This is a genomic window from Colwellia sp. MEBiC06753 (assembly GCF_053470325.1).
Genome location: NZ_JBQMTM010000010.1, coordinates 53844 through 75959, shown reverse-complemented (window position 1 = coordinate 75959; position 22116 = coordinate 53844). Strand labels below are relative to the sequence as shown.

General features: G+C 40.3%; 13 protein-coding genes. 5 read left to right on the top strand and 8 right to left on the bottom strand.

What is annotated here, in order from left to right:
- Positions 1-400: 400 nt before the first annotated feature.
- Positions 401-2884 (bottom strand): TIM-barrel domain-containing protein, encoded by a 2484-nt coding sequence (locus tag ACOB82_RS09580; RefSeq protein ID WP_448212764.1) that lies wholly within the window; start codon positions 2882-2884, stop codon positions 401-403.
- A gap of 272 nt (positions 2885-3156) precedes the next feature.
- On the opposite strand from ACOB82_RS09580, the gene pulA reads away from it, so the two are divergent.
- Complete coding sequence (gene pulA, locus ACOB82_RS09575) at positions 3157-6021, top strand: pullulanase-type alpha-1,6-glucosidase (protein ID WP_448212763.1); 2865 nt, start codon at positions 3157-3159, stop codon at positions 6019-6021.
- A 159-nt stretch (positions 6022-6180) separates the two neighbouring features.
- Here the strand turns inward: pulA and ACOB82_RS09570 are convergent, their stop codons facing one another.
- Complete coding sequence (locus tag ACOB82_RS09570; protein ID WP_448212762.1) at positions 6181-8745, bottom strand: EAL domain-containing protein; 2565 nt, start codon at positions 8743-8745, stop codon at positions 6181-6183.
- Positions 8746-9263: 518 nt separating this feature from the next.
- Between ACOB82_RS09570 and ACOB82_RS09565 the strand changes: the two genes are divergently transcribed.
- Positions 9264-10286, top strand: a complete 1023-nt coding sequence (locus ACOB82_RS09565) for a LacI family DNA-binding transcriptional regulator (RefSeq protein ID WP_448212761.1) — start codon at positions 9264-9266, stop codon at positions 10284-10286.
- A 113-nt stretch (positions 10287-10399) separates the two neighbouring features.
- On the opposite strand, the gene ACOB82_RS09560 is transcribed toward ACOB82_RS09565, so the two are convergent.
- The 6 genes from ACOB82_RS09560 to ACOB82_RS09535 all read right to left on the bottom strand — a co-directional run bounded on the left by ACOB82_RS09560 (position 10400) and on the right by ACOB82_RS09535 (position 19120).
- Entirely contained in the window at positions 10400-11860 is a 1461-nt protein-coding gene (locus ACOB82_RS09560; RefSeq protein ID WP_448212760.1) for an MFS transporter, read from the bottom strand.
- Positions 11861-12186: 326 nt separating this feature from the next.
- Positions 12187-14535: a DNA topoisomerase IV subunit A gene (gene parC, locus ACOB82_RS09555; protein WP_448212759.1), complete on the bottom strand. Its 2349-nt coding sequence runs from the start codon at positions 14533-14535 to the stop codon at positions 12187-12189.
- A gap of 178 nt (positions 14536-14713) precedes the next feature.
- Positions 14714-15904 carry a GGDEF domain-containing protein gene (locus ACOB82_RS09550; protein WP_448212758.1) on the bottom strand — a complete coding sequence of 397 codons (1191 nt, stop codon included), beginning with the start codon at positions 15902-15904 and terminating at the stop codon, positions 14714-14716.
- Positions 15895-17874, bottom strand: a complete 1980-nt coding sequence (locus ACOB82_RS09545) for a diguanylate cyclase (protein WP_448212757.1) — start codon at positions 17872-17874, stop codon at positions 15895-15897. The genes ACOB82_RS09550 and ACOB82_RS09545 overlap by 10 nt, the downstream gene beginning before the upstream one ends.
- Before the next feature lie 124 nt (positions 17875-17998).
- Positions 17999-18403, bottom strand: coding sequence for a VOC family protein (locus ACOB82_RS09540; protein WP_448212756.1), 405 nt, complete (start codon positions 18401-18403; stop codon positions 17999-18001).
- Positions 18404-18523: 120 nt separating this feature from the next.
- Positions 18524-19120 carry a CPBP family intramembrane glutamic endopeptidase gene (locus tag ACOB82_RS09535; protein ID WP_448212755.1) on the bottom strand — a complete coding sequence of 199 codons (597 nt, stop codon included), beginning with the start codon at positions 19118-19120 and terminating at the stop codon, positions 18524-18526.
- A gap of 130 nt (positions 19121-19250) precedes the next feature.
- Here ACOB82_RS09535 and ACOB82_RS09530 point away from each other — a divergent pair, with 130 nt between their 5' ends.
- From ACOB82_RS09530 to ACOB82_RS09520, 3 genes are all read left to right on the top strand, one after another.
- Complete coding sequence (locus ACOB82_RS09530; protein ID WP_448212754.1) at positions 19251-19760, top strand: PepSY domain-containing protein; 510 nt, start codon at positions 19251-19253, stop codon at positions 19758-19760.
- A gap of 594 nt (positions 19761-20354) precedes the next feature.
- A complete protein-coding gene (locus ACOB82_RS09525; RefSeq protein WP_448212753.1) occupies positions 20355-21575 on the top strand; it encodes a PepSY-associated TM helix domain-containing protein in 1221 nt (406 codons plus the stop codon).
- On the top strand, positions 21565-22050 hold the full coding sequence (locus ACOB82_RS09520) for a hypothetical protein (RefSeq protein ID WP_448212752.1): 486 nt from the start codon (positions 21565-21567) through the stop codon (positions 22048-22050). Before ACOB82_RS09525 ends, ACOB82_RS09520 begins: the two co-directional genes overlap by 11 nt.
- Positions 22051-22116: the final 66 nt, after the last annotated feature.

Genomic DNA, 22116 nt, shown 5'->3' with positions numbered 1-22116 from the left:
TTTGCTAAGCCCACCTACTAGGTATAGCCTAAAACCCTTAATTTACAACAGCTAACCAAGAGTGTAGTGATATTTTTGCTGACAAAGGCTATCACTCACTCATTACGTATTGGATTTAGATAAGTGACCTATTAAATGCGGTTTTGCATAATTTTGAATACGTATGCAAAATCATGGTCGTGTCATACGTTTAAGGCATGTCGTCGCTAAACTTCACATTTTTTTAACTAATCATAGTTAAACTGCTGTCAACTGATACCACGCTGAAGTGAAGCAAAAAGAGAGTAGAGATAAAGAGAAAGCAGAGATAATTAACACAATTCGGTCAATTTGCGCCATCAATTAATGGCGCATTAAAACAGGGCGACAGGCGTTTTAGCTAGCTATTCGATAACGGTTGTTATCGAATAGCTAGTTGTTGGTTCGCAGCGTCCAAGCTCAGTTTAATATGCAACGTTTTATCTTTTGCAGACCAATAACCTCCGGCACTAGCAAGACTAAAGCCTTGTTTGGAATAAACTATCGGTTGCTTTTGTCCATCAATAACAATTGAATTAGGTGCCGTCGACCAATTATGCACAATAAATTCTGTGCTGGTTTCCGATGGCGCTTCCTTATAGCTGTTGCCCGATCGCGTGATATCCACCATCAGCGTTTGTTCTAAAAAGCGTGCATTAAAGTTAAACAATTGAAATGCCTGCTCTGCCAAGCTATTTGGGCTAATGCCATCATCTTCATACAATTGGCCACGACTTGCTTGTACACTTGCGTGATGATAGTAGTGCAATGTCAGCTGTGATTGATCGTGTTGCTTGGTATTAGTCATAGCGGCTGCCATCGGCACAAAGCTCCCCGCTCTGACCATCACTGGAATAGTTGTTAGTTCTGTTGGGTAATCAACAATCGCTTGGCCATTTGCCGCTTGGTTAAGCTCTTGGTCAGTCCAAAAATCAAACCAAATACCTTGTGGCATATGTACTTTTACCGAGTTCACACCAGGATCTGTCACTGGCGTAACTAAAAATGCATCGCCCCAAAGATAGCTATTTTTCTCAGCAACTAACGTTAAATTACTTTCATCTTCGAACATTAGCGGGCGCATTAACGGCATCCCTGACACTGAATTCTCATAAGCTAGCGTGTAGTTATATGGCAACATTTGATAACGCAGCTTGATAAAATCTCGGGCAATTGCCTTAGTTTTTTCATCATGGAATACCGGTTCAGGGGCAATATGCTCTTGTGCATGTGGTCGATAAACCGGCTGAAAGGTGCCATATTGCAACCAACGAGTATACATTTCAGCATCAAACACTTCGCCACCAGCAAAGCCACCTAAATCAGAATGGGTATAAGCAAGCCCCAACAGCCCCATTTGCAATGACAGTTCTACTTGAGGTTTGAGACCGCCCCACTCGCGGCTAACATCACCGGTCCACGGGATCATGCCATAACGCTGACTTCCAACAAACCCTGAACGCATCATCACTAACGGGCGACGATTCGGAGCAAACGCTAAGCTATTGTTATAAACCATTTTCGCCCATTGATGACCATAAACGTTATGTAAAGCATCACCACGTACTAATCGTCCGTCATCTAAACGATGAATAATGTCATCAGGGTGCACCTCTGGCTCACCTAAATCGCCCCACCAACCAGTAACACCTTGCTGATTAAGTTGTTGATATGCTTGATTAAACCAATTACGACCATCACTATTAAACACATCAATTAAGCCGGTATTACCAAAGTAAAAGTCAAAGGTATATGGCTGACCGTCGCTATTAACCGCGATGGCATTACTGTCAATGGCTGACTGCCACTTGTTCGAGCTAGATAAAACAAATGGCTCGGTGATAACAATGGTTTCAACACCATCAGCTTGTAACTGAATGATCATTTGCTCAGGTTCTGGAAAAGCAGTTTTATCCCAATCCAAATTGCCCATATGCCCTTGAATATCTTTACCAAACCAGTACAAATCAAGCACGGTTGCATCTAGCGGAATATCATCTTGAGCAAATTTTTCAGCGGTTGTCAGTACTTCTTGCTGTGTATGATAACCAAAGCGAGAAGCAAAGTTACCTAGCGCCCATTTCGGCGGTAATGGCTGCTTACCGGTTAACTCAACATAGTGATGGATTAACTCAGGATAGCTATTACCGGCAACCACCGCATAACTTGCCCGCCCAGCCACAGCTGAAAACGATAATTGATTTTGTTGTTGGCTATCTAAATCAAGACTGCCTTTAGCTGAGTTATCAAACAACAACACATACTTATTAGTCGACATAATTGCCGGCAAACCATAATACATCTGCGTTGACTCGGTGGTGTAACCGTAATGTGCCTTGTTATACAGTGGCAGTTTATGACCACGACGGTTCATACCAAGCACACGCTCGCCAGTGCCTAGTAATTGTTCTTGTGCTGAAATCGCAAAATCAAAGCCGATACCTTCGGCGCTATCATTAAAGCTACGCTGCGTGGTCAATAACTTATCGTTATGGTAAAAGGCAATTGTCATTGACGCTTTATCAACAATGGCACGTGATTCACCCGCGGTTAATACCAAAGACTCTTCAGATTCTAAAACTTGAAACGCAATTAACTGAGCACTTGGCGCAATAGCAAACGATGGCAGGGTTTCGTGAAACTGGCTGTCATACGTAACCGCAAAGCCAGCATTTTGATAAGCAGCAATCGTTAAGCGAGTCGATACTTGCTGCGCTGAGCTTGCATTAACAATCAGCTGATTATCAATAAGTTGGTGAGATTTGTAGCCCGCCCAAGCGCTTAACGAATAACTAAAAGCACAAATAAACAAGCCACCAACAAATAGCGCTTGTTTAGTCAAAGAAGTGATAACGCGAAACTGCATAGCATTCCAAAATTAAGATAAAACTGCTGCTATTCTAGAAATTAACTACCGCTATTTCGAGCAAAACAGCAAAGCGACATAGGGATATTGATTTGAATACGTATGCAGCTGATGTCATTCATCATCGTAAGTTTTTACCATTTGATCATAGTTAAATAAGAAAAATTCCCGAAATTGTAGCGCTGTTATTACCCTTGGCGTTTGTCTTAGGCGCTCGCTAATGACAATAGCAGCTATGCTCTAACAAACGGGATCATGTTGAGTAACGTCCTATGTATAAATTTACCTTTAACAAGCTTGGTCTAATTGTACCTGTGTTGTGTTTAGCTGCGGCTTGCCAACCAGTAAAACAGCAATCTGCTCAAAGCAATAATACCGAGCCCTCTGAACAATCAGCCAGCCAGCAGCAGCACGCTCACAATCAAGTAATTGATCACAGCGCTCATTGGTTAACTAGCGATATTTTATTACTGGCCAGTTCAGATAAAAGCAATCGCTACCAACTAGCAATCAAGCCGACGAATGACTCAACGACTCCGGATGAATCAGCTCAACTATCACCAATTGCTATGCCTAGCTGGGTGATAAAAAAGCATCCGCACCTTAGCACTTTTCAGGCATTCCAATTGAGCCTAGATCAAGCGAGCATCAAACAGTGGTTAAAGCAGCCGTTGGTGGTATTAAATGGTGAAACCTTAAATAGCAGTAGCCAGATATCTTATGTTCAAACCGGTGAAGTGATTGATGATATTTATACCCGAGGTGACAATGATGCTGATGAAGTAAGTGATTTAGGCGCAACTATTACCGATAACGGTATATCAATTAAGCTTTGGGCACCAACGGCGAACACGGTAAAACTAAAGCTATTTAATCGCGATAAAACGCCAATTTCAACGAGCACAATTTCAACGAGCAAAAGTTCTGATGGTGTTATCGCGTTAAAAGAAGACAGCAACACAGGTGTTTGGTCAACGCTTTTACCGAGCGATTATGCCGGACTATTTTATCAATATGAATTGAATCTTTGGCATCCAGCAACGAATAAAATTGAGACAATAACCACGACAGATCCTTATTCTTTAAGCTTATCAACCAACAGTGTTTATTCTCAAATTGTTGATTTGAATAATGCAGATACCCAACCTAAAAACTGGGAGCAGCAAAATATACCAGCAATTGCTAACCCTGAAGATGCAGTACTTTATGAAGTGCATGTCCGTGATTTTAGCGCCGCTGAATCACAGCTTTCCAATGAAGCCTTTCGCGGTAAATACAAGGCATTTACCGATGAAAAATCAAATGGTGGCAAACACTTAAAAGCGTTAAAACAAGCAGGATTAACCCATATCCATTTATTGCCAGTGTTTGATATTGGCACGGTTAACGAAGCTGAAAATCAAGCGATTGATTTGCAATCAAGCTTAGCGCAAGTCTGCCAAATTGCCCCTAATACCAGTATTTGTGCCAAAGATTTTGACGCGTCAGCAACACTTGGAGAGTTATTAGCAAGCTATGATGTTAGCACCGGGGATGCTCAAGCCTTAGTGACCGAGCTTAAAACAGTTGATAAATATAACTGGGGCTATGATCCTTTCCACTACACAGTACCAGAAGGCAGTTATGCGATAAATCCTGATGGTCAATCTCGCATTATCGAATTTAGAGAAATGGTACAAAGCCTTCACCAACAAGGTTTTCGGGTGATCATGGATGTGGTTTATAACCACACTCATCAGGCAGGATTAGCAACAACTTCTGTGCTTGATAAAATTATCCCTAACTACTATCAACGCTTACACCCAATTACCGGCGAAATAGAGCAGTCGACCTGTTGTGATAACACCGCCACCGAACGAGTGATGATGGAAAAGCTAATGATTGATTCATTAGTGACTTGGGCACGAGATTATAAAATTGACGGCTTCCGTTTTGACTTAATGGGGCATCAACCAAAAGCGGCGATGTTAAAAGCCCGTGCGGCGGTGCGAGCAGTAGATCCTGATACCTATTTTTATGGCGAAGGCTGGAACTTTGGTGAAGTCGCCAATAATCGCCAGTTTGTTCAAGCCAGCCAATTAGAATTAGGCGGTACAGAAATCGGTACCTTTACCGATCGACTGCGCGATGCCGTGCGAGGTCCAGGTATTAGTGTGCAAGGGGATGATATTCGTCGCAATCAAGGTATTGGCAATGGCTTGGCAACAAAACCCAATGAACTAAACCAAGTGGATGCTGCGCAAGCGCCGAATCATTTATTATTACTCGATCAATTGCGTATTGGCTTAGCCGGTAACTTAAAAGACTTCCCTCTTACCGATCGCTTTGGCAATGAGGTTACTGGGCAAGATATTCCTTATGGCGACCAACCAACGGGTTATGCTTTAGATCCTGCCGATACCATTAATTATGTATCAAAGCATGATAATCAAACCTTATGGGATAATAACCAGTACCGTAATGCTACCGACCTGACGACAGAGGAGCGCGTAAGATTACATAATCAAAGCCTATCGTACGCCATGTTAGCGCAAGGCATTCCATTCTTGCATATGGGTAGCGAATTACTGCGTTCAAAATCATACTTAAGAGACAGTTACGATTACAGCGACTGGTTTAATCGCGTCGATTTTAGCAAGCAACAAAACTTTTATAATGTTGGCTTACCGCCAGCAGAAAAAGATCAAGCAAATTGGCCGTTAATTCAACGTTTACTAGCAGAAAACAACGGCAGCGATCAACCAAGTGCAAAGGACATCAACTTTGCGGCAAATGTCTTTCTCGAGTTTATGGCAATTCGCACTAACTCAGCATTATTTAGGCTAACCCGCGGCGAGCAAATTAAGCAGCGGGTATCATTTTTAAATACTGGCAAACAACAAGAGCCGGGGCTGATTGTGATGCACCTTGATGACAGCCTGCAATCAGAAACAGTCGATACAAACTACAGCGAAATATTAGTGCTTTTTAACAGTGCACCACAAACTGCCGACTTCACGGTAAAAGATGCGGCAGGCTTTAGCTTGCATCCAATTCAGGCAAAAGGTCATGACACTATTACCCAGCAAAGCAAAGTATCTAACGGGAAATTTAGCGTTCCTGGCTTTACTACTGCGGTATTTGTTAAACAGCGTTAGCAAAAGCCATAGCGCTAATGCGCCCTTTACCCAACGCCCTCAAGTAAACTCCCTCAAGCAAATAGGCCAGCGAATAGCTGGCCTATTTTTTAACGCTGTCCCGTCCTAAGACCTTCTAACCTATATCAGAACAACACATTGTTTTTTATCCGCTTACTATTACTTTTTTAGCGTTGCAGATTTAGGGATAAAATCTCCTTCCAATGGTGGCGGTGAACGACCATTAATTTCTCCGCCAAGCCACTCCAAGTAATCATCAAACGCCATCGGCTTAGCGTAATAATAACCTTGACCAATATCACAGCCAAATTGCCTTAACGTATCTTCATCTTCTTGGCTATTAATACCTTCAGCTACTACTTCCAAGCCTAACCCCTTGGCCATGGTTACCGTTGCCTCAGCAATAATTTTGCGTTTTTTATCACCACAAACATTTTCGACAAACTGGCGATCAACTTTCAGCTCTTGGAAGGGTAATTTGTCGATATAGGCTAACGATGAGTAGCCAGTACCAAAGTCGTCAATACTAATGGTTATGCCTAAGTCAGTAAGTTGGCTAATCACATTTGCTGCGTAATCATTATCAATAATTGATGCCGACTCTGTTAATTCTAAGACGACTTTATTAGCTAAAAGCTCAGCATTGGCAAGCGATTCCGCAATAAACTCATAAAAGCCTTCTGCGATCAAATCTTTACCACTGATATTAATCGAAACTAAATGGTTTTTATAACCGTGGGCGGCAAGAACGCTTTGCTGAGCAAAGGCTTGAGTAACGACCCACTGAGTCAATCTATTAATTAGCCCCATATCTTCGGCTATGGCGATAAACTCCAACGGTGAAATATTGCCTTCAACTGGGTGTTGCCACCTGATCAAACATTCACTGCCACAGACTCTCATGGTTTTTAAATCAATTTGCGGCTGATGATATAGCTCAAACTGTCCTTGGTTTATTGCCTGATTAATATCTGCCGCCAGTTGCAATCGATAACTGGTTTGCTCACTTTGCTGCAATTCAATATAGGCCCATTTACCTGGGCTAGACTCAGCGATTAGCAGTGCCTGTTGCGCTTTATTTAACAACTCAAATGCAGCGTCACCATGCTCAGGGAAATTAGCAATACCAACCATCGCGCCAAGTGGCAATTGTAGATTATCTACAATATAAGCTTCTTCTATTAAGGTATTAATTGATTGGACTATGGTCGCCATTGGTTGATGATTGTGGCGATGATTAATAATAATACTTAACGCATTACCATTAACTAGCGCTATTTTTTCTCCGCGATCGCCAATTATTTCAACTGCGTCGTTGTAGACAAATAAAGATGAGAGTTTTTTATAAATTCGTTTATAAAGCTCATTTTTCATTTTACTACTAATATAAAGCCCTACACGATCAATATGCTCAGGTTTGATAACCAATACGCTAAATTTAGCTTTCTTTCTTCTTATAAGTTTATCAATATGATTTTCAATAATAATTTTACGTACTATGCCAGTATCTGGATGGTAACTTATTTCTTGAAGCCGAATTTTTTCATGCATACGCATGCGCTCTGCTAGCGCAAATGCCATAAAAACAATTTCAATTGCCACCGCAATTAAAAAAGCATTATGCGTAATAAACGAATACTGGAGATAGTTAAACATTGCCAGAGGTTGAACGGCAGCGCCTAGCAAAAGCGGTATCCAAGAAAGAAAGTAAAATCTTGCCCAGCTTAATTGCTTTCGCATTTTCAGCATCATCAATAACAACGACAAGGCATAATACAGAGGCGGCAAGCTAAAAAATATTTGCGCTTGCAAGGCGTGCGGAACAAAGCGTGTAACAATAGCTAATAACACCAACAGCCCAGCAAAACCAATACTCAATTTATAAGGCCAACGATTGTCCTGCTCATGTTGAAGAAAGTATGTGGTAAATAACAATAAGAATAACAAGAGACTGTAGTGAAATAGCAGCGAATAGTGTTGTAACACCTGCTGTAACTCAGCAGAAAAAATTAGGTAGCCAAAGCCATTTACTGTCGCTAATACTAAAAAGGTCGAAATCAAGTAACCAAGATAAATGGCATAGACTTTATCTTTAATCGCCGCAAAGATGATTAAATTATAAATTGCCATAATCGCAAAAATGCCAATGACCGCACCAAACAATAGCCGCGTCAACGCTTCTCGAGTTTGGAGTTGTTCAGCCTCATACCATTGCAAAGGTATGGTTGGAGGACCACCCGCTTTAAGTTTAAGCAAAAGTTGTTGTTGGCTAAATTGAGGTAATTTAATGGATAAATAAGGAAATGCTGTGTCATGTAAAGATGCTTGGTTAATAGGCATAATGGCTTCATTAGCAACGGCAAACACTTCAAGATCGCTTAACATAGTATTATCAATATGCAGCATTAGCGCAGCATCTAAGTCACTGCTATTGGTTAAGGTAAACAGCAACCAATAACTTTCAGCCCCCAATTTAAATGGAATATCTGACGGTTTTTCCTCAATAAAATTTGGTAACTGCCCAACAACTTGTTCTACTGTTAATAGACTGTTGTTATCAATTAAATAACTACTGTTAAGCGATATCGGCGCTTTATCAAAATCAAAACTTTGCGTATTTTGTGTTGAAAGGTGATTACTGATGTTTGCAGCAACTAAAACAAATAACAGAATAAAACTGCAAATTACCGAATAACGAATAACAGCTGATGATTTAGCAGACAAAGAAGCACCTTCTTAATTAGGCAAACATTTAACTTGATGTGTTTGATTATAAAACAAGTTTTAGAAGTTTATTAGTAAATGACTAATTTCACTAAACTAGAGCGTATCACTCTCTAGCTTCGTTTAATAATATTAAGCTTCATACCAATTAAATTAAATACTTGATCATTCAGCGAGAATTAAACGGCTTATAGGCACAGGTTTTATGCTCCTGCAAAACCTAAGCACCAACATCCATGTAGGCGTGGTTTTGATTGCGGGTAATGGTTATTCGCTTATCAAGATCAATAACGCAGCATATAGGCCGTTTAAACTCGCCCTTCGGGTACTCGTCAGGAAAGTGACAACTTTACAAATTGTCTTGATGGAGAATGCTACACCAGCATCAATTTGCTTTGTTCTAACTTTCCTAACGTAGCTCTGAATAGGTTAAATATTTATTTCTATTGGTATAATATGTACTTAGCATGAAGTTAACGGTAATATTTTGCATATTCGTATTTGTTTGGTTCTAGTTTGTGAAATCAAAGCCCACATCGTTTGATATTGCCTATCGAGCAGGCGTTTCTCAATCAACAGTATCGCGTGCCTTGCGCAATAGTCCGTTGGTAAACGAAGAAACTCGCCTTCGCGTGCAAGCTATCGCGAAAGAGCTAAATTATAAGGTCGATAAGAACGCCAGTAATTTACGCTCTCAGCACAGTAGCACTTTGGCGCTGTTGCTATTTGAAGATCCAACCAATGATGACAGCTTAATTAACCCGTTTTTCCTAACCATGCTTGGCAGCATTACCAAAGCTTGCTCTGACAAAGGTTATGACTTACTGGTTTCGTTTCAGCAAATGAATGATGACTGGCATGCCGAATTTGAAGACAGCAATAAAGCCGATGGCATTATTTTATTAGGCTATGGTGACTTTGTTGATTACGAAGAAAAACTCATCCAACTGATTGAGCAAGACACTCGCTTTGTTCGTTGGGGCGCCGATGTTAAAACCTTACCAATTGTTTCGGTCGGCTGCGATAACTTCCATGGCGGTTATCAGCTCACCGAACATGTTATTCTAAATGGCCGCAAAGATTTTGCCTTTATTGGCGATGCATCTAGCCACGCGCCGGAATTTTTTGATCGTTACTTAGGGCATAGCAAAGCGTTGGCTGATCATCAATTAGTTGCTGATAAATCAAAACAAGTAGACGCTATTTCAACGGAAGAATCAGGCTATATCGCCACCAAAACCTTGCTCGCTTCTGGCGTAACATTTGATGCCTTGTTTGGTGCTAGTGATTTAATTGCAATTGGCGCTATGCGGGCATTACAAGAACATGGCCTTAACGTGCCAGAAGACGTGGCGGTAATTGGCTTTGACGATATCCCAATGGCCAGTTTTACCTTTCCTGCATTAACCACGGCAAAGCAAAATACAAAGCTTGCTGGAGAGCTATTAGTCGACAGCTTAATCAAACTAATTCACGGTGAAGAAGTTAAAACCACTTTAATGCCAACCAGTGTTATAGTGCGAAAATCATGTGGCAGTTAAAACAAGTCAATAAAGCTAGCGTCATGTAACTTGTTCGCTTAATTCGCTAGTAAATTGATATAAAAAAAGGAGCATCAGCTCCTTTTTTTATATTGCTAATTCAACTCTGAGCGCTATTCGCTGTCTGCATTGTCTTTAACAAAAACCACTGACGCTGCCGCTAAAAACATGGCAACACCAGCCAACATAATAATATTAATCGCTTGGTTGCCAAAAACATTACTTAAAATCCAGCCTGATGCAATACCAGAAACAATTTGCGGTGCAGCAATGGTAAAGTTGAAAATCCCCATATAGACCCCGGTTTTATCAGCAGGTAAAGCGCCAGCTAAAATAGCATAAGGTATGGCTAAAATAGCTGCCCAGGCGATACCTACCCCCACCATTGACCACACAAGGCCTAAAGCCCCTTGTGGAATTTCCACTTGCGTGATCAACAAATCAACCTGAGTCAACGTTGGATCTTGAAACAAAGTAAAGCTTAAATAGCCTAAACCGCCGGCCACTAAGCTTAACGAATAGGTTAATTTACGGCCGAAGACATTTGCTAGCTTAGTCAGCACAATAGCAAATAACACGGAAAATAATGCTTGGGCAGCGTATAAAATTCCCACCCAATCGCCTGCCGAGCCTTTAGCTACAGCAATATCTGTTGGTAAACCGCCAGCCGCTTGAATATAAGCTGGATCAAACCATTCAATAGCAACGCCCCAAGTATGTTGAGTAATTGCCGCTGGCGTATAAGTCCACATAATAAATAGGGCAAACCATGAGAAAAATTGCACGATAGCCAATTGTTTCATTATCACGGGCATGTCTTTAAATAAAACCCAGAAGCCAGCTAAGCGCTCACCCAATGATCTAGTGGCTTGCTGCTCTTTAGCAACAGCCTCTGCATCCATGCCTTTAAACGCATAGTATTGCTCCGGTGGGTATTCTTTGGTTCGAAATACCGTCCACAGCACAGAGCCTAATAACACAGTAGCGCCAATATAAAACGACCAAATCACTGATGGCGCGACTTCACCTTGCGAGGATAAATTATCTAAACCAATAACGTTAGTTAGGAAAAATGGCAAAATAGAGCCAACCACTGCGCCAATATTAATCAATAAGGTTTGTACTGAATAACCTAAATTACGTTGTTTATCTGGCACCATATCGGATACCAGTGAGCGGAAAGGTTGGAAGGTTACATTAAATGCGGCATCTTTAATGGCGAAAATAAACAAACCAAAAATCATCGGTGGAATAAAAGCCACCACCATCGAAGCATTAGGTAATAATGCCATTGCCATTGCCGCAACAATTGCCCCACCTAAAATAAACGGTAAACGCCTGCCTAAGCCATTCCAAGTTTTATCGGAAGCGGCTCCAACAATCGGTTGTACAATTAACCCCATGATTGGCGCTGCCAGCCAAAATAGTGAAAGCGAGGATAAGTCAGCACCTAAATCAGATAAAATTCGGCTAACATTACCATTTTGCAGTGCAAAGCCAATTTGCACCCCCAGAAAACCAAAGCTGACATTCCAGATTTGCCAAAAGCTTAAGCTAGGCTTAGTTGAATTCATAAATTTCCCCAACAATTGCGTCCATTGTTTTATTTATTTGTAACGCAGTGATCAACGGTCAAACTTAATGTTTGCGTTAAATCATTAATTCACTTACTTCTATAGCAAACTATGGCGGTAAACTATAGCGCGATTATTTATAAAAAAAGCACACTAGTGATGCTAGTGTGCTTAAAAAACGTGTGAACTTTACAAAAACACTATTAAATATCTAACCAAGGGAAGTTAAATACTCGCTTAACAGCATGTCTATATCATCAGCCTCATACTACAATTCTGAGCAATTTCGATGCAATCAAGTGCATACGTATTCACAGCCATTGTGCTTATGATTCACCTTGGCTATCAACGCTAGTTTCAGAGTTACTACCAGTGCTATTCACCTCATCAACAGCGTCAGCCATTTCAGCGGTTTCCACCACCACTGACTCAACTTCAATGCGATCAACACGTTGTAAACCGCGCGGCAGTTTATTACCACGACGACCACGTTCACCACGATAATGCTCTATGTCATTAGCTTTTAACGTTAATTTACGGCGACCAGCATGCAAGGTAATGGCATCGGTTGGCGAAATCACTTCCAATAAGGTCACATACTCTTCACGGGCTTTAGCTCTGGCCGAAGCAATATTAATAATTTTATTACCTTTACCTTTACTAAGTACTGGTAAGTCTTTAACCGGAAATACTAACATTCGCCCTTCAGTGGTAATGGCTAAACACAGCGCTGCTTCAAAATCATTAATCTTGCGTGGCGACATCACTTTTGCGTTTGCCGGTAAGCTTAATAGTGCTTTACCATTTTTATTACGGCTGATCATATCAGCAAAGCTGCCGACGAAGCCGTATCCAGCATCTGAGCTTAATAAGAATTTTGTTTGATCATCGGCCATTACTACTTTGGTAAATGACGCGCCAGAGCCAAGACTAAAGCGGCCCGTTAGCGGCTCACCTTGGCTACGCGCCGTTGGTAAACTATGAGCATCTGCGGTGTATGCCCGCCCGCTGGAGTCAATAAAGACTACCGGACGGTTACTACGCCCTTTTGCGGCACATAAGAAGGTATCACCGGCTTTGTAACTCATTTGTTCAGGTTCAATATCATGGCCTTTCGCACAACGCGCCCAACCTTTTTCTGATACCACAACCGTGACCGCTTCACTTGGTACAAGATCTTTTTCAGACAGCGCTTTAGCTTCATCGCGCTCAACCAATTTCGAACGACGATCGTCACCATATTGTTCTGCTGCCGCTAAAATTTCTTTTTTAAGTAAGGTATTCATGCGCGCTTTTGAGCCTAAGGTTTTTTCTAGCTGATCACGCTCTTTGTTCAACTCTTCTTGCTCGCCACGAATTTTAATTTCTTCTAATTTTGCTAATTGGCGTAATTTAATTTCTAGAATTGCATTAGCTTGCAAATCAGATAAATTAAAGCGAGATATTAATTCCGCTTTCGGATCATCGAAAGTGCGGATGATCTCAATGACTTCATCAATGTTTAGATAGGCCACCAATAAACCGTCAAGAATATGTAGTCGCGCGAGTACTTTATCTAAACGATATTGCAAACGACGACGGGTGGTTTCACGACGAAATTCCAGCCATTCGGTTAATATTTGCTGTAGATTTTTTACCGCTGGCTTATTGTCTAAGCCAATCATATTGATATTCACGCGGTAATTTTTTTCTAAGTCAGTGGTGGCAAACAAATGTTGCATTAACTGCTCGGTATCCACTCGGTTTGAGCGCGGCACCACCACTAAGCGAATGGGGTTTTCATGATCTGATTCATCGCGTAAATCTACCACCATTGGCAGTTTTTTCGCCTGCATTTGCGCAGCGATTTGCTCTAATACTTTACCACCCGATGCTTGATGAGGTAGTGCGGTAATAACAATTTCACCGTGTTCAACTTCATAAACCGCCCGCATTTTGATGCTGCCACGACCGGTTTGATAGATCTTCTCTATCTCGGATTTCGGGGTGATGATCTCAGCATCAGTTGGGTAATCTGGCCCTTGAACAAATTCTAATAATTCAGGTAATTCAGCTTTTGGTTGTTCAATTAAATGAACACAAGCATTAGCAATTTCGCGAACATTATGCGGCGGAATATCGGTCGCCATACCAACGGCAATACCGGTTATACCGTTTAATAAAATATGCGGTAAACGTGCTGGCAGCGTTTTCGGCTCTTTCATGGTGCCATCAAAGTTTGGCAACCAATCTACCGTACCCTGCCCTAATTCAGCTAATAATACTTCACTAAATTTAGAAAGCCTTGCTTCGGTATAACGCATGGCAGCAAATGATTTAGGATCGTCTGGAGCACCCCAGTTACCTTGACCATCAACTAACGGGTAACGATATGAAAATGGCTGCGCCATCAGCACCATAGCTTCGTAACACGCAGAATCGCCATGAGGGTGAAATTTACCTAAAACGTCACCAACAGTACGTGCTGATTTTTTATATTTCGCTAATGCCGATAAGCCAAGCTCTGACATCGCATAAACAATGCGACGTTGTACTGGTTTTAACCCGTCGCCAATATGCGGTAAGGCACGATCCATGATGACATACATTGAATAGTTCAAGTAGGCATCTTCAGTGAATTTTCTTAGTGGGACTTGTTCAATACCTTCGAGGCTGTATTCGAGCACATCAGACATGAATTATTTTCCTAAAATACGAGGCTTCTGCTTAGTTATTGTTTTTCTCTTGGTCGGTTATGAGATCTAGGATCCCGCACAACGATCATTGCTAGCTTAGCCGATTATCTGATCAGAAAAAACAACTAAGCGTTAGATTTTAATGTCGTTAACACAAATAGTCGTTTTTCTGATCTGATTATGAGTTAAATATACTCACTTGGTTACGACCCGCCTGCTTCGCTTGATACATTGCTATGTCTGCGGCACCAATTAATGAATCTGCAGTTGTTTCATTTTTTTGCAGTTGTGCCACTCCTATACTGACCGTTACATCAATGGTGAATGGCTTTTGCTCCGAAACAAAACTAAACGGGTAATGTTCTATTTTTTCTTTGAACCTAAGTGCAATTGCGTGGGCGATATCGATATCGGCATCAGGTAAAATAGCCACAAACTCTTCACCGCCTAAACGACCGAAAATATCACGAGAGCGCATAACTTCAGCGCCTAATTTAGCGACATTTTTAAGTACTTCATCACCTGCCTGATGACCATATTTATCATTAATTTTTTTAAAATAATCAATATCTATAACCAATACAGATAATGGTTTATTTAGTTCAAGTGCCGTGGCAATTACGCGCTGTGCATTGTGGAATAAATTGGCGCGATTTCTCAGTCCAGTCAACATGTCTGTGTGCGCCATTACTTTTAATTGATATCTAACACGCAACTGCCGAATAATCATTAATAAAAAAACCACGCAAATAAAAATCAATACCAAAACATTGCGCTCTTGCTGCTGCTTCTTCTGTGCTAGTCGACTAATTTCAGCCTGTTTTAACTTATTTTGTTGTTCAAGCAACTGGTTAACTTGTTCTTTTTGTTTTATTTGATATTTATTCTCTAACTCGGTTAGTAACTGTTGCTCTTTAAATTCAAAGGCGTCGCCATATTCAATTAAATAAGTGCGGCGATGATGATAGGCCTGTTGATAGTTTTCTTGCTTAACATAAGCACCTGAAATCACTTGATGAAAGTGAAAGTAAGGCGATGTTATTTGCAACGATTTTGGTAACTTATCATGGTAACTATTCGCCTGCTCTAAAAGCTCAATTGCCTCTTGATAACGCTGGTGCTGAAAGGCAAATAATCCTAACGCATAATTAACCAGTAAACGTTCAGCATCATTTTTAGGTGTTATATTAGCCAATAGTTTCTCAAGCATCTGCTTGTCGATTAGTTGTTGATTTTCAACTTGAGTTACCAAAGTGAGCAAAGACTTACTTACTTCAAAAGATTGTTCAAATTTGCTCTGTGGCGCTTGAGCTAAACTAGTACCGGCGATCAAAAAAGTTAAAAAGAAGCTGAGTATGATCACACGCATACTTGATTTCTCCCTTCTTTTTTCGCTTGGTATAGCAGTTGATCAACTTGTTCGAATAGCTTTTCAAATTGGTAACTTTGAACCTTTTGTGTTGTCGTCACACCGATACTTACACTGAGTTGGTATTTGCGCTCACTATTCCATGGCTGTTTTGCTATAGCACTACGAAAACGCTCAGCAAGTTCTTGAGCTTGCATGACATCACATTGAGGTATTAAGGCAATAAACTCTTCACCGCCAAATCGCGCAAAGACCATTGGCTTGCTAAAAAGTCGCTGTCCTAAGTCACTGATGATTTTAAGCGCGTCATCACCTAAACCATGACCATAATTATCATTAATCGCTTTAAAATGATCACAATCAATCAACAGCAAAGCGACCGATGACTTTTGTCTTTTCGCTTTGGCTAACTCTCGATGAGCAAGCTCTGTAAATCGCCGCCGATTTAACGCGTTAGTTAATGCATCAACACGCGATGCGGTCAGTAATTGCCTTTGGCTCTTAATCAATTGTTGTAATAAAAAACCAAAAATTAACGCGACAACGCCAGCCAGATATATATATCGTTGCTTACTTTCTGCTGACTGCTGGCTTTCAGCTAATTCATTACTTTCGAGTTTATTTTTATTTTCTAATAAATTCCTTTCAATATCAGCTCGACGACTTTCATATTGCAGCCTAAGTTCTGCAACAGCTTCGGTTTTGCTATTTTCCATCGACTCCATATTTAAATCATAAACGCGCTGGTAGGTGTCGTATGCTTTTTTATATTGCCCAGTCAAACGATAGGTTTCTGAGCGTTGCACTAACAAAGCGGCTTCATTTAACGGCTCGGCTTTAATCACTTTACTATGGAATAATGTTAAACCCTCGTCGATTACCTGCAGTGCCTGATCGTAACGCCCCATTTCCTTTAGAATTTGCGCTTTATCTATCAAAAACTCTAAACGTAGCGCATGATGTTCAACCTTTGATAATAACTGTTCAGTTTTCGCTAAATACTCAAAAGCTAAATCATACGACTTCATGGATTCGTGCGCATAAACTCTTGCTAAGCCGATATAGCCACTAAATAACATTTCAACACTATTTAACGGCTCTAATTCTTTAAGTAATCGCTGGTAAGCTTCAATAGCTTGTTCATGTTCACCTTGCCCCCAATAGCCAATAGCAATATTACGTAAATTGTTGACAGCTAATAACGGCTTACCAGCGGCCATATATTGTTGGTAAGATGTTTGATAATACTCGCTGGCTTGTTCTGCTTCACCTAGGTTGCCATACAAAATGCCTAACTCACTATAGACATAACCTTTTAACTCTTGGTCGGTTAGTGTTTCGGCAATAACAGCAGCTTCATTAATGGTGACTATGGCATCTGACAATCTGTTGCTTTGATAATAAATAGCGCCGATATTAATCAAGCCATTGGCCACTTCTTTTTGATCTTCAAGTGATTCAGCTACTTCTAAACCTGAAAAATATTGCTCAAGTGCTTTATTTAAGTTACCTAATGACTCTAAAGCAAAACCTAAATCATAAGATAATTTAGCAATGGTAATACTTGGGGAAATTAAACTAGAGGCTAAAATGAGGGCTTGTTCAGCCGTTGCTTGAGTTAGTCGATACTGGCCAATTAAATTATAGGTTTCTGCTAATAAATGATAATACTCAAGCTGCTCTACCACTGGGTAGTTGATTAAATCAGGCTTAAGTGCATTTAACTGTTTAATCGCCGCTTTTTGATCGCTGTCGGCCAGAACTTTAATAGGGGCTAATTTTTCGATAAGTGATGGCGTAGCAATCGAGGTTTGCCACATTGGTTGTGCTTGTAATTGATGATGACTTGTTGCTAAAAAAATGATGCCCAAAAACAAGGCGAAATTTAACGCCGTTGTTAGCAAGGAAGTGATGGCAACATTGATTTTAATACAAGCGTTATCAAAACTAGGATAGTACTTACTTAGCACCCAATACTACTTCCATCTATTATTATTACATTGCAGTATATCGATTATTAGCACACAAGCAAAGTCAATACACTTATCGTTTATTTAGCGATATTTTCAAATATAAACAAATAATTAGCTTAAATTATTTTTTAAATTCAAAGTCCCAGAAGCTAGCTTCAATTTTATTGCCTTCGGGATCTATAATAAAACAACCATAATATGGCTCGCCATAATCGGGACGTGGCCCTGGCTTTCCATTACAAACACCACCTAATGCTAATGCCGTTTGGTAAAACAGTTCAACTTGGGATTTATTTTTAGCAACAAAACCAAAATGGGTACCATTCCCCACTGACATAGGTTGCTTATCATATGGTATTTGTACCCAAAACTCTGGATAGCCTTTTCCAAACGCCAGTGCGTGAGAATACTCACTGACCAGATCAATGTCTAATACCGCGAATAGCGGTTGATAGAAGGCTTTGGCTGCCGTTAAATCATTAGTGCCAATTGAAGCATGACAAATTGTTCGATTGTGATTGTTCACTGTCACTTCCTTTTTGGTGATTAACGCAAACTTGTTGAGTAACACTTAGCTTATTGTGCGTTATTGTTTTAGATTGTGGGAAATTGTTGTAACTTTTTGTTGTAACTAATTGTCTGGTATTTAATGAGCAATTGCTAGGCGAGATAAATCAAAATATTGTCCTATCCCTAGCGTGAATATCCAGACACCCCAAAGGCTGTGTTCAAATGCAACGAGTAACGTTGAGCGAGAGGCGGCATAGGTCTGACCAAAGCAATAACCTGCAAGCATAGCCAAAATCACCGCAACCCAATTGCCATAAATAATATGGGCAAAACCAAAACTAGTTGCGCTAAGCCAAACTCGATGCTTTTTACGTGGAATTATGCGTTTATAGCGATGAAAAAAGAACGTACGAAAAATTAACTCTTGTGGTATCGCTGAAAACAAAGGGTATAGCACCAGTAACAGCAGCCAAGCTTGCGGCCAATGAACAGGTAAATCAAACATAGCTTCTGGCGCAATTAATACAAAAACTAGGCTTGTAGAGAGCATCACGCCAAAAAACAAAACTAAGGTTTGGGTAATTCGTTTATTAAAACCAAATTTATTGGTAAGTCGAAAGCGTTTAAAACGCTTACCTTTAATTAAGAGCATTAAGCAAATAGCCCCAAATAATAACGCAAGCTCTAGCCACCATTTTAGCGATGAACTACGTGAACTAACAGACAGTTCCACTGGCGACCTCTATCTAAATTTCGTTAGAATAGCATTATATTTAAACTGTAGATCAACAACCTCAAGCTTGCCCATCTAGTTCAAATTAACCAGTGATTAGCAGCCACAGCAAGTTGAAAGAGTTAACCAGATGAAATTTTCCAGCTTTAATCGCACGACCCATAAATGGGGCAGCTTAATTATTGCCTTACCAGTTTTATTAGTGATTATTACGGGCATATTACTGTTGGTACGTAAAGAGTTTGCTGTACTTCAGCCACCTACTCAAAAAGGTATAAATACACTACCAAGCATTAGCTTTGAACAAATTTTAAGCCAAGCAAAAACAGTAGAGCAAGCAAAGGTTAATAGTTGGGATGACATCGACCGACTTGATGTTCGCCCTAGCAAAGGGGTTATAAAAGTACGAACAAATAGTAGCTGGGAGATTCAGCTCGATAGTAGCAATGGCCAAATTTTACAGGTTGCTTATCGCAACTCAGAATTTATTGAAAGCCTACATGACGGCACTTATTTTCAAAAATATGCCAACCTGTGGTTAATGTTACCTGTCGCTATAGTGCTATTTGTTTTATGGTTAACGGGCATGTATTTATTTTTCTTACCCTATTTTAAAAAGTGGCAACGCAACCGCATGTAACAGATTGCCATAAGCGCTAGTTCATTCACATTTGGTAAACTCGACCGCTCTTTGGCTTTAATTTATGCAGCTTATTTATTGCATTTATTTATAACGCTAATAATTAGAGCGGTGAAGCTACTTATTGCACTAAATCTATCTTTTTCGACAAGATCTAGTCTTCCTGTTCGTGTCTAGCGCTCTATGTATCATAGAGACTGTTTTCTAGCACCTGTTTTATAATTACCGTTTTCTAGTAACGGTATGCTAGTGACAGTATGCTAGCTTTAGTCATAAACTCTTTACCTAAAAAGACTTTTAACACTAAGGATTAACAAGCCATACAGCTCTACTTCTAAATCAGCTTCTCACATAACTTCTTACATAACTTCTTACAAAGCGTCTCACTTTGCTTATTAATCAGTTCCTTTCTTAACATCACTATTTCCTAACGAACAAACACTATTGCGAATCATTATCATTTAGAATACCATTGACAAGTTGTAACAATAAAGATAATCTTATAATGGCAGCAAGCCTTTCCTAGCTTGGTTCAGTAATAACTGAATTAAGACATTTAATCCGCTTGCTAGTCTAAAACAAAGAAATGTAAAAATGGCAAAATCAAACTATCGACTATGGTTTAAAATTCATGGCTACTTATCACTACCAATATGGCTACTGTTTTGTTTTATCTGTATCACTGGCACTATTTCAGTGATCAGCCATGAGTTAACGTGGCTAACCAATCCCGCTGCTCGAGCAACCAATCCTGAAAACCTGCCGGCAAAACCAATAGCAGAATTAGTTAAAGAGGTGAAAAATACTTACCCAACCGCCGATGTCAGTGCCGTTGTAGCTTTTGAGCCGTATTTAGTGCATGGGGTAATTTTTACCGACAAAGATCATCCTTATGCCATTGCTTATGTCAATCAATATACGGGTGAAATTCAATCAATTAATCCTGATATGACCTTTATCAATTTTATGCGGTCACTGCATGGTTGGTTATTATTTCCATGGCATGTTAATTACAGCCTTGGTTACTATCTTGTCAGCCTGATGGCTATTGTTATGCTGGGCGCTTTAATCACTGGCATAGTGATCTACAAAAAGTTTTGGCGCTCATTTTTTGCACCAAAAGTTAGAGTAAATCAAGGGAAGAAAACCCTAGTGACCGACCTACACAAACTCTCTGGTGTTTGGTCGATGTGGTTTTTACTATTGATGAGTTTGACTGGGCTTTGGTATTTAGTACAAGCGATTATTTGGCATGCTGATATTGAAATAGAACCAGAAGCGCCAACCGTCACCATGCCGGCTATTATGAGTGAAGGAAAGCCAGCTGCCTTTACCAAAAACCTAAATGACGTCATGGAAGCAGTAAAAGCAATTCAACCAGAATTTACCCCTAGCTATGTAATGTTACCAGAGCACAACCGCGACACTTATAAATTATTCGGCAGTGCTGGCGATGTTTTTTACGACAGCTATTCATACAATTATGCGGTAGATCCATGGACTGGTGCTATTGTTCATCAATATACGCCTAGTCAAATGAATATCACTCAAACCATCGCCCATATTACCGACCCTCTTCACTACGGAAACGTTGGCGGTTTATGGACCAAAGCACTGTGGTTTATTTTTGGCGTGATTATCAGTGGTATGTCAATTACTGGGTTTATGATCTGGGGCAGCCGTAATGCCAAAATTTTACAGCGCCACGCAACCGAGTTACCGGCATCGAAAATTGATCTTGATGAATCAACTATTACTGATCCAGCTATCAACACTTCAAATACCGAAAATAGAGACCTTAATCATGTCAATTAACTTAACTTTTACACCAGTAACGCGCTGGTTAGGTCAGCATAAATTTAGTTTAAGTGGCTTGCTATTAATATTGCCTATCTATTTTCTTTATCACTCTCTTAACCCTGTGTTTCCAGATGTTTGGGAAGCTAAAACCATAGGCGACTTTCAAGTTTCGCCAATGCCTTTTGATTTGAACCCACCTTATTCTCATCACGGTGTTTACGTGAAAGATTTTATGGTGATGTTTAATCAAGGAGACGCCAAAGACCTTAGGCAGGCTTATTTAAACATTGGTGAAAAGCCACTGGCAATAACTAAGTTTCAGCAATTTCATGAAGGAATATTACACGGCAGCCGTCATGGCCAACATGTTCATGCCTTAGCATCGCCTAAAATTTCACAGCAAGATAAAGTGTGGTTAACCATTGAAAATTGGCAAGGTGAAATTTGGCAAACCAGCTGGGAAATTCCAACGGCATTTGTTAGTCAATAATTCCCTCTCGCTTAAAAAAGCGCTCACTAGCTGCTAGCTAATGCTCTTTTATTTAGCTAACACTAC

Coding starts and splice junctions, on each gene's coding strand:
- parC (WP_448212759.1), bottom strand. CDS start 14,535: ATGTCTGATGTGCTCGAATACAGCCTCGAAGGTATTGAACAAGTCCCA.
- ACOB82_RS09550 (WP_448212758.1), bottom strand. CDS start 15,904: ATGCGTGTGATCATACTCAGCTTCTTTTTAACTTTTTTGATCGCCGGT.
- ACOB82_RS09525 (WP_448212753.1), top strand. CDS start 20,355: ATGGCAAAATCAAACTATCGACTATGGTTTAAAATTCATGGCTACTTA.
- ACOB82_RS09580 (WP_448212764.1), bottom strand. CDS start 2,884: ATGCAGTTTCGCGTTATCACTTCTTTGACTAAACAAGCGCTATTTGTT.
- ACOB82_RS09520 (WP_448212752.1), top strand. CDS start 21,565: ATGTCAATTAACTTAACTTTTACACCAGTAACGCGCTGGTTAGGTCAG.
- ACOB82_RS09530 (WP_448212754.1), top strand. CDS start 19,251: ATGAAATTTTCCAGCTTTAATCGCACGACCCATAAATGGGGCAGCTTA.
- pulA (WP_448212763.1), top strand. CDS start 3,157: ATGTATAAATTTACCTTTAACAAGCTTGGTCTAATTGTACCTGTGTTG.
- ACOB82_RS09560 (WP_448212760.1), bottom strand. CDS start 11,860: ATGAATTCAACTAAGCCTAGCTTAAGCTTTTGGCAAATCTGGAATGTC.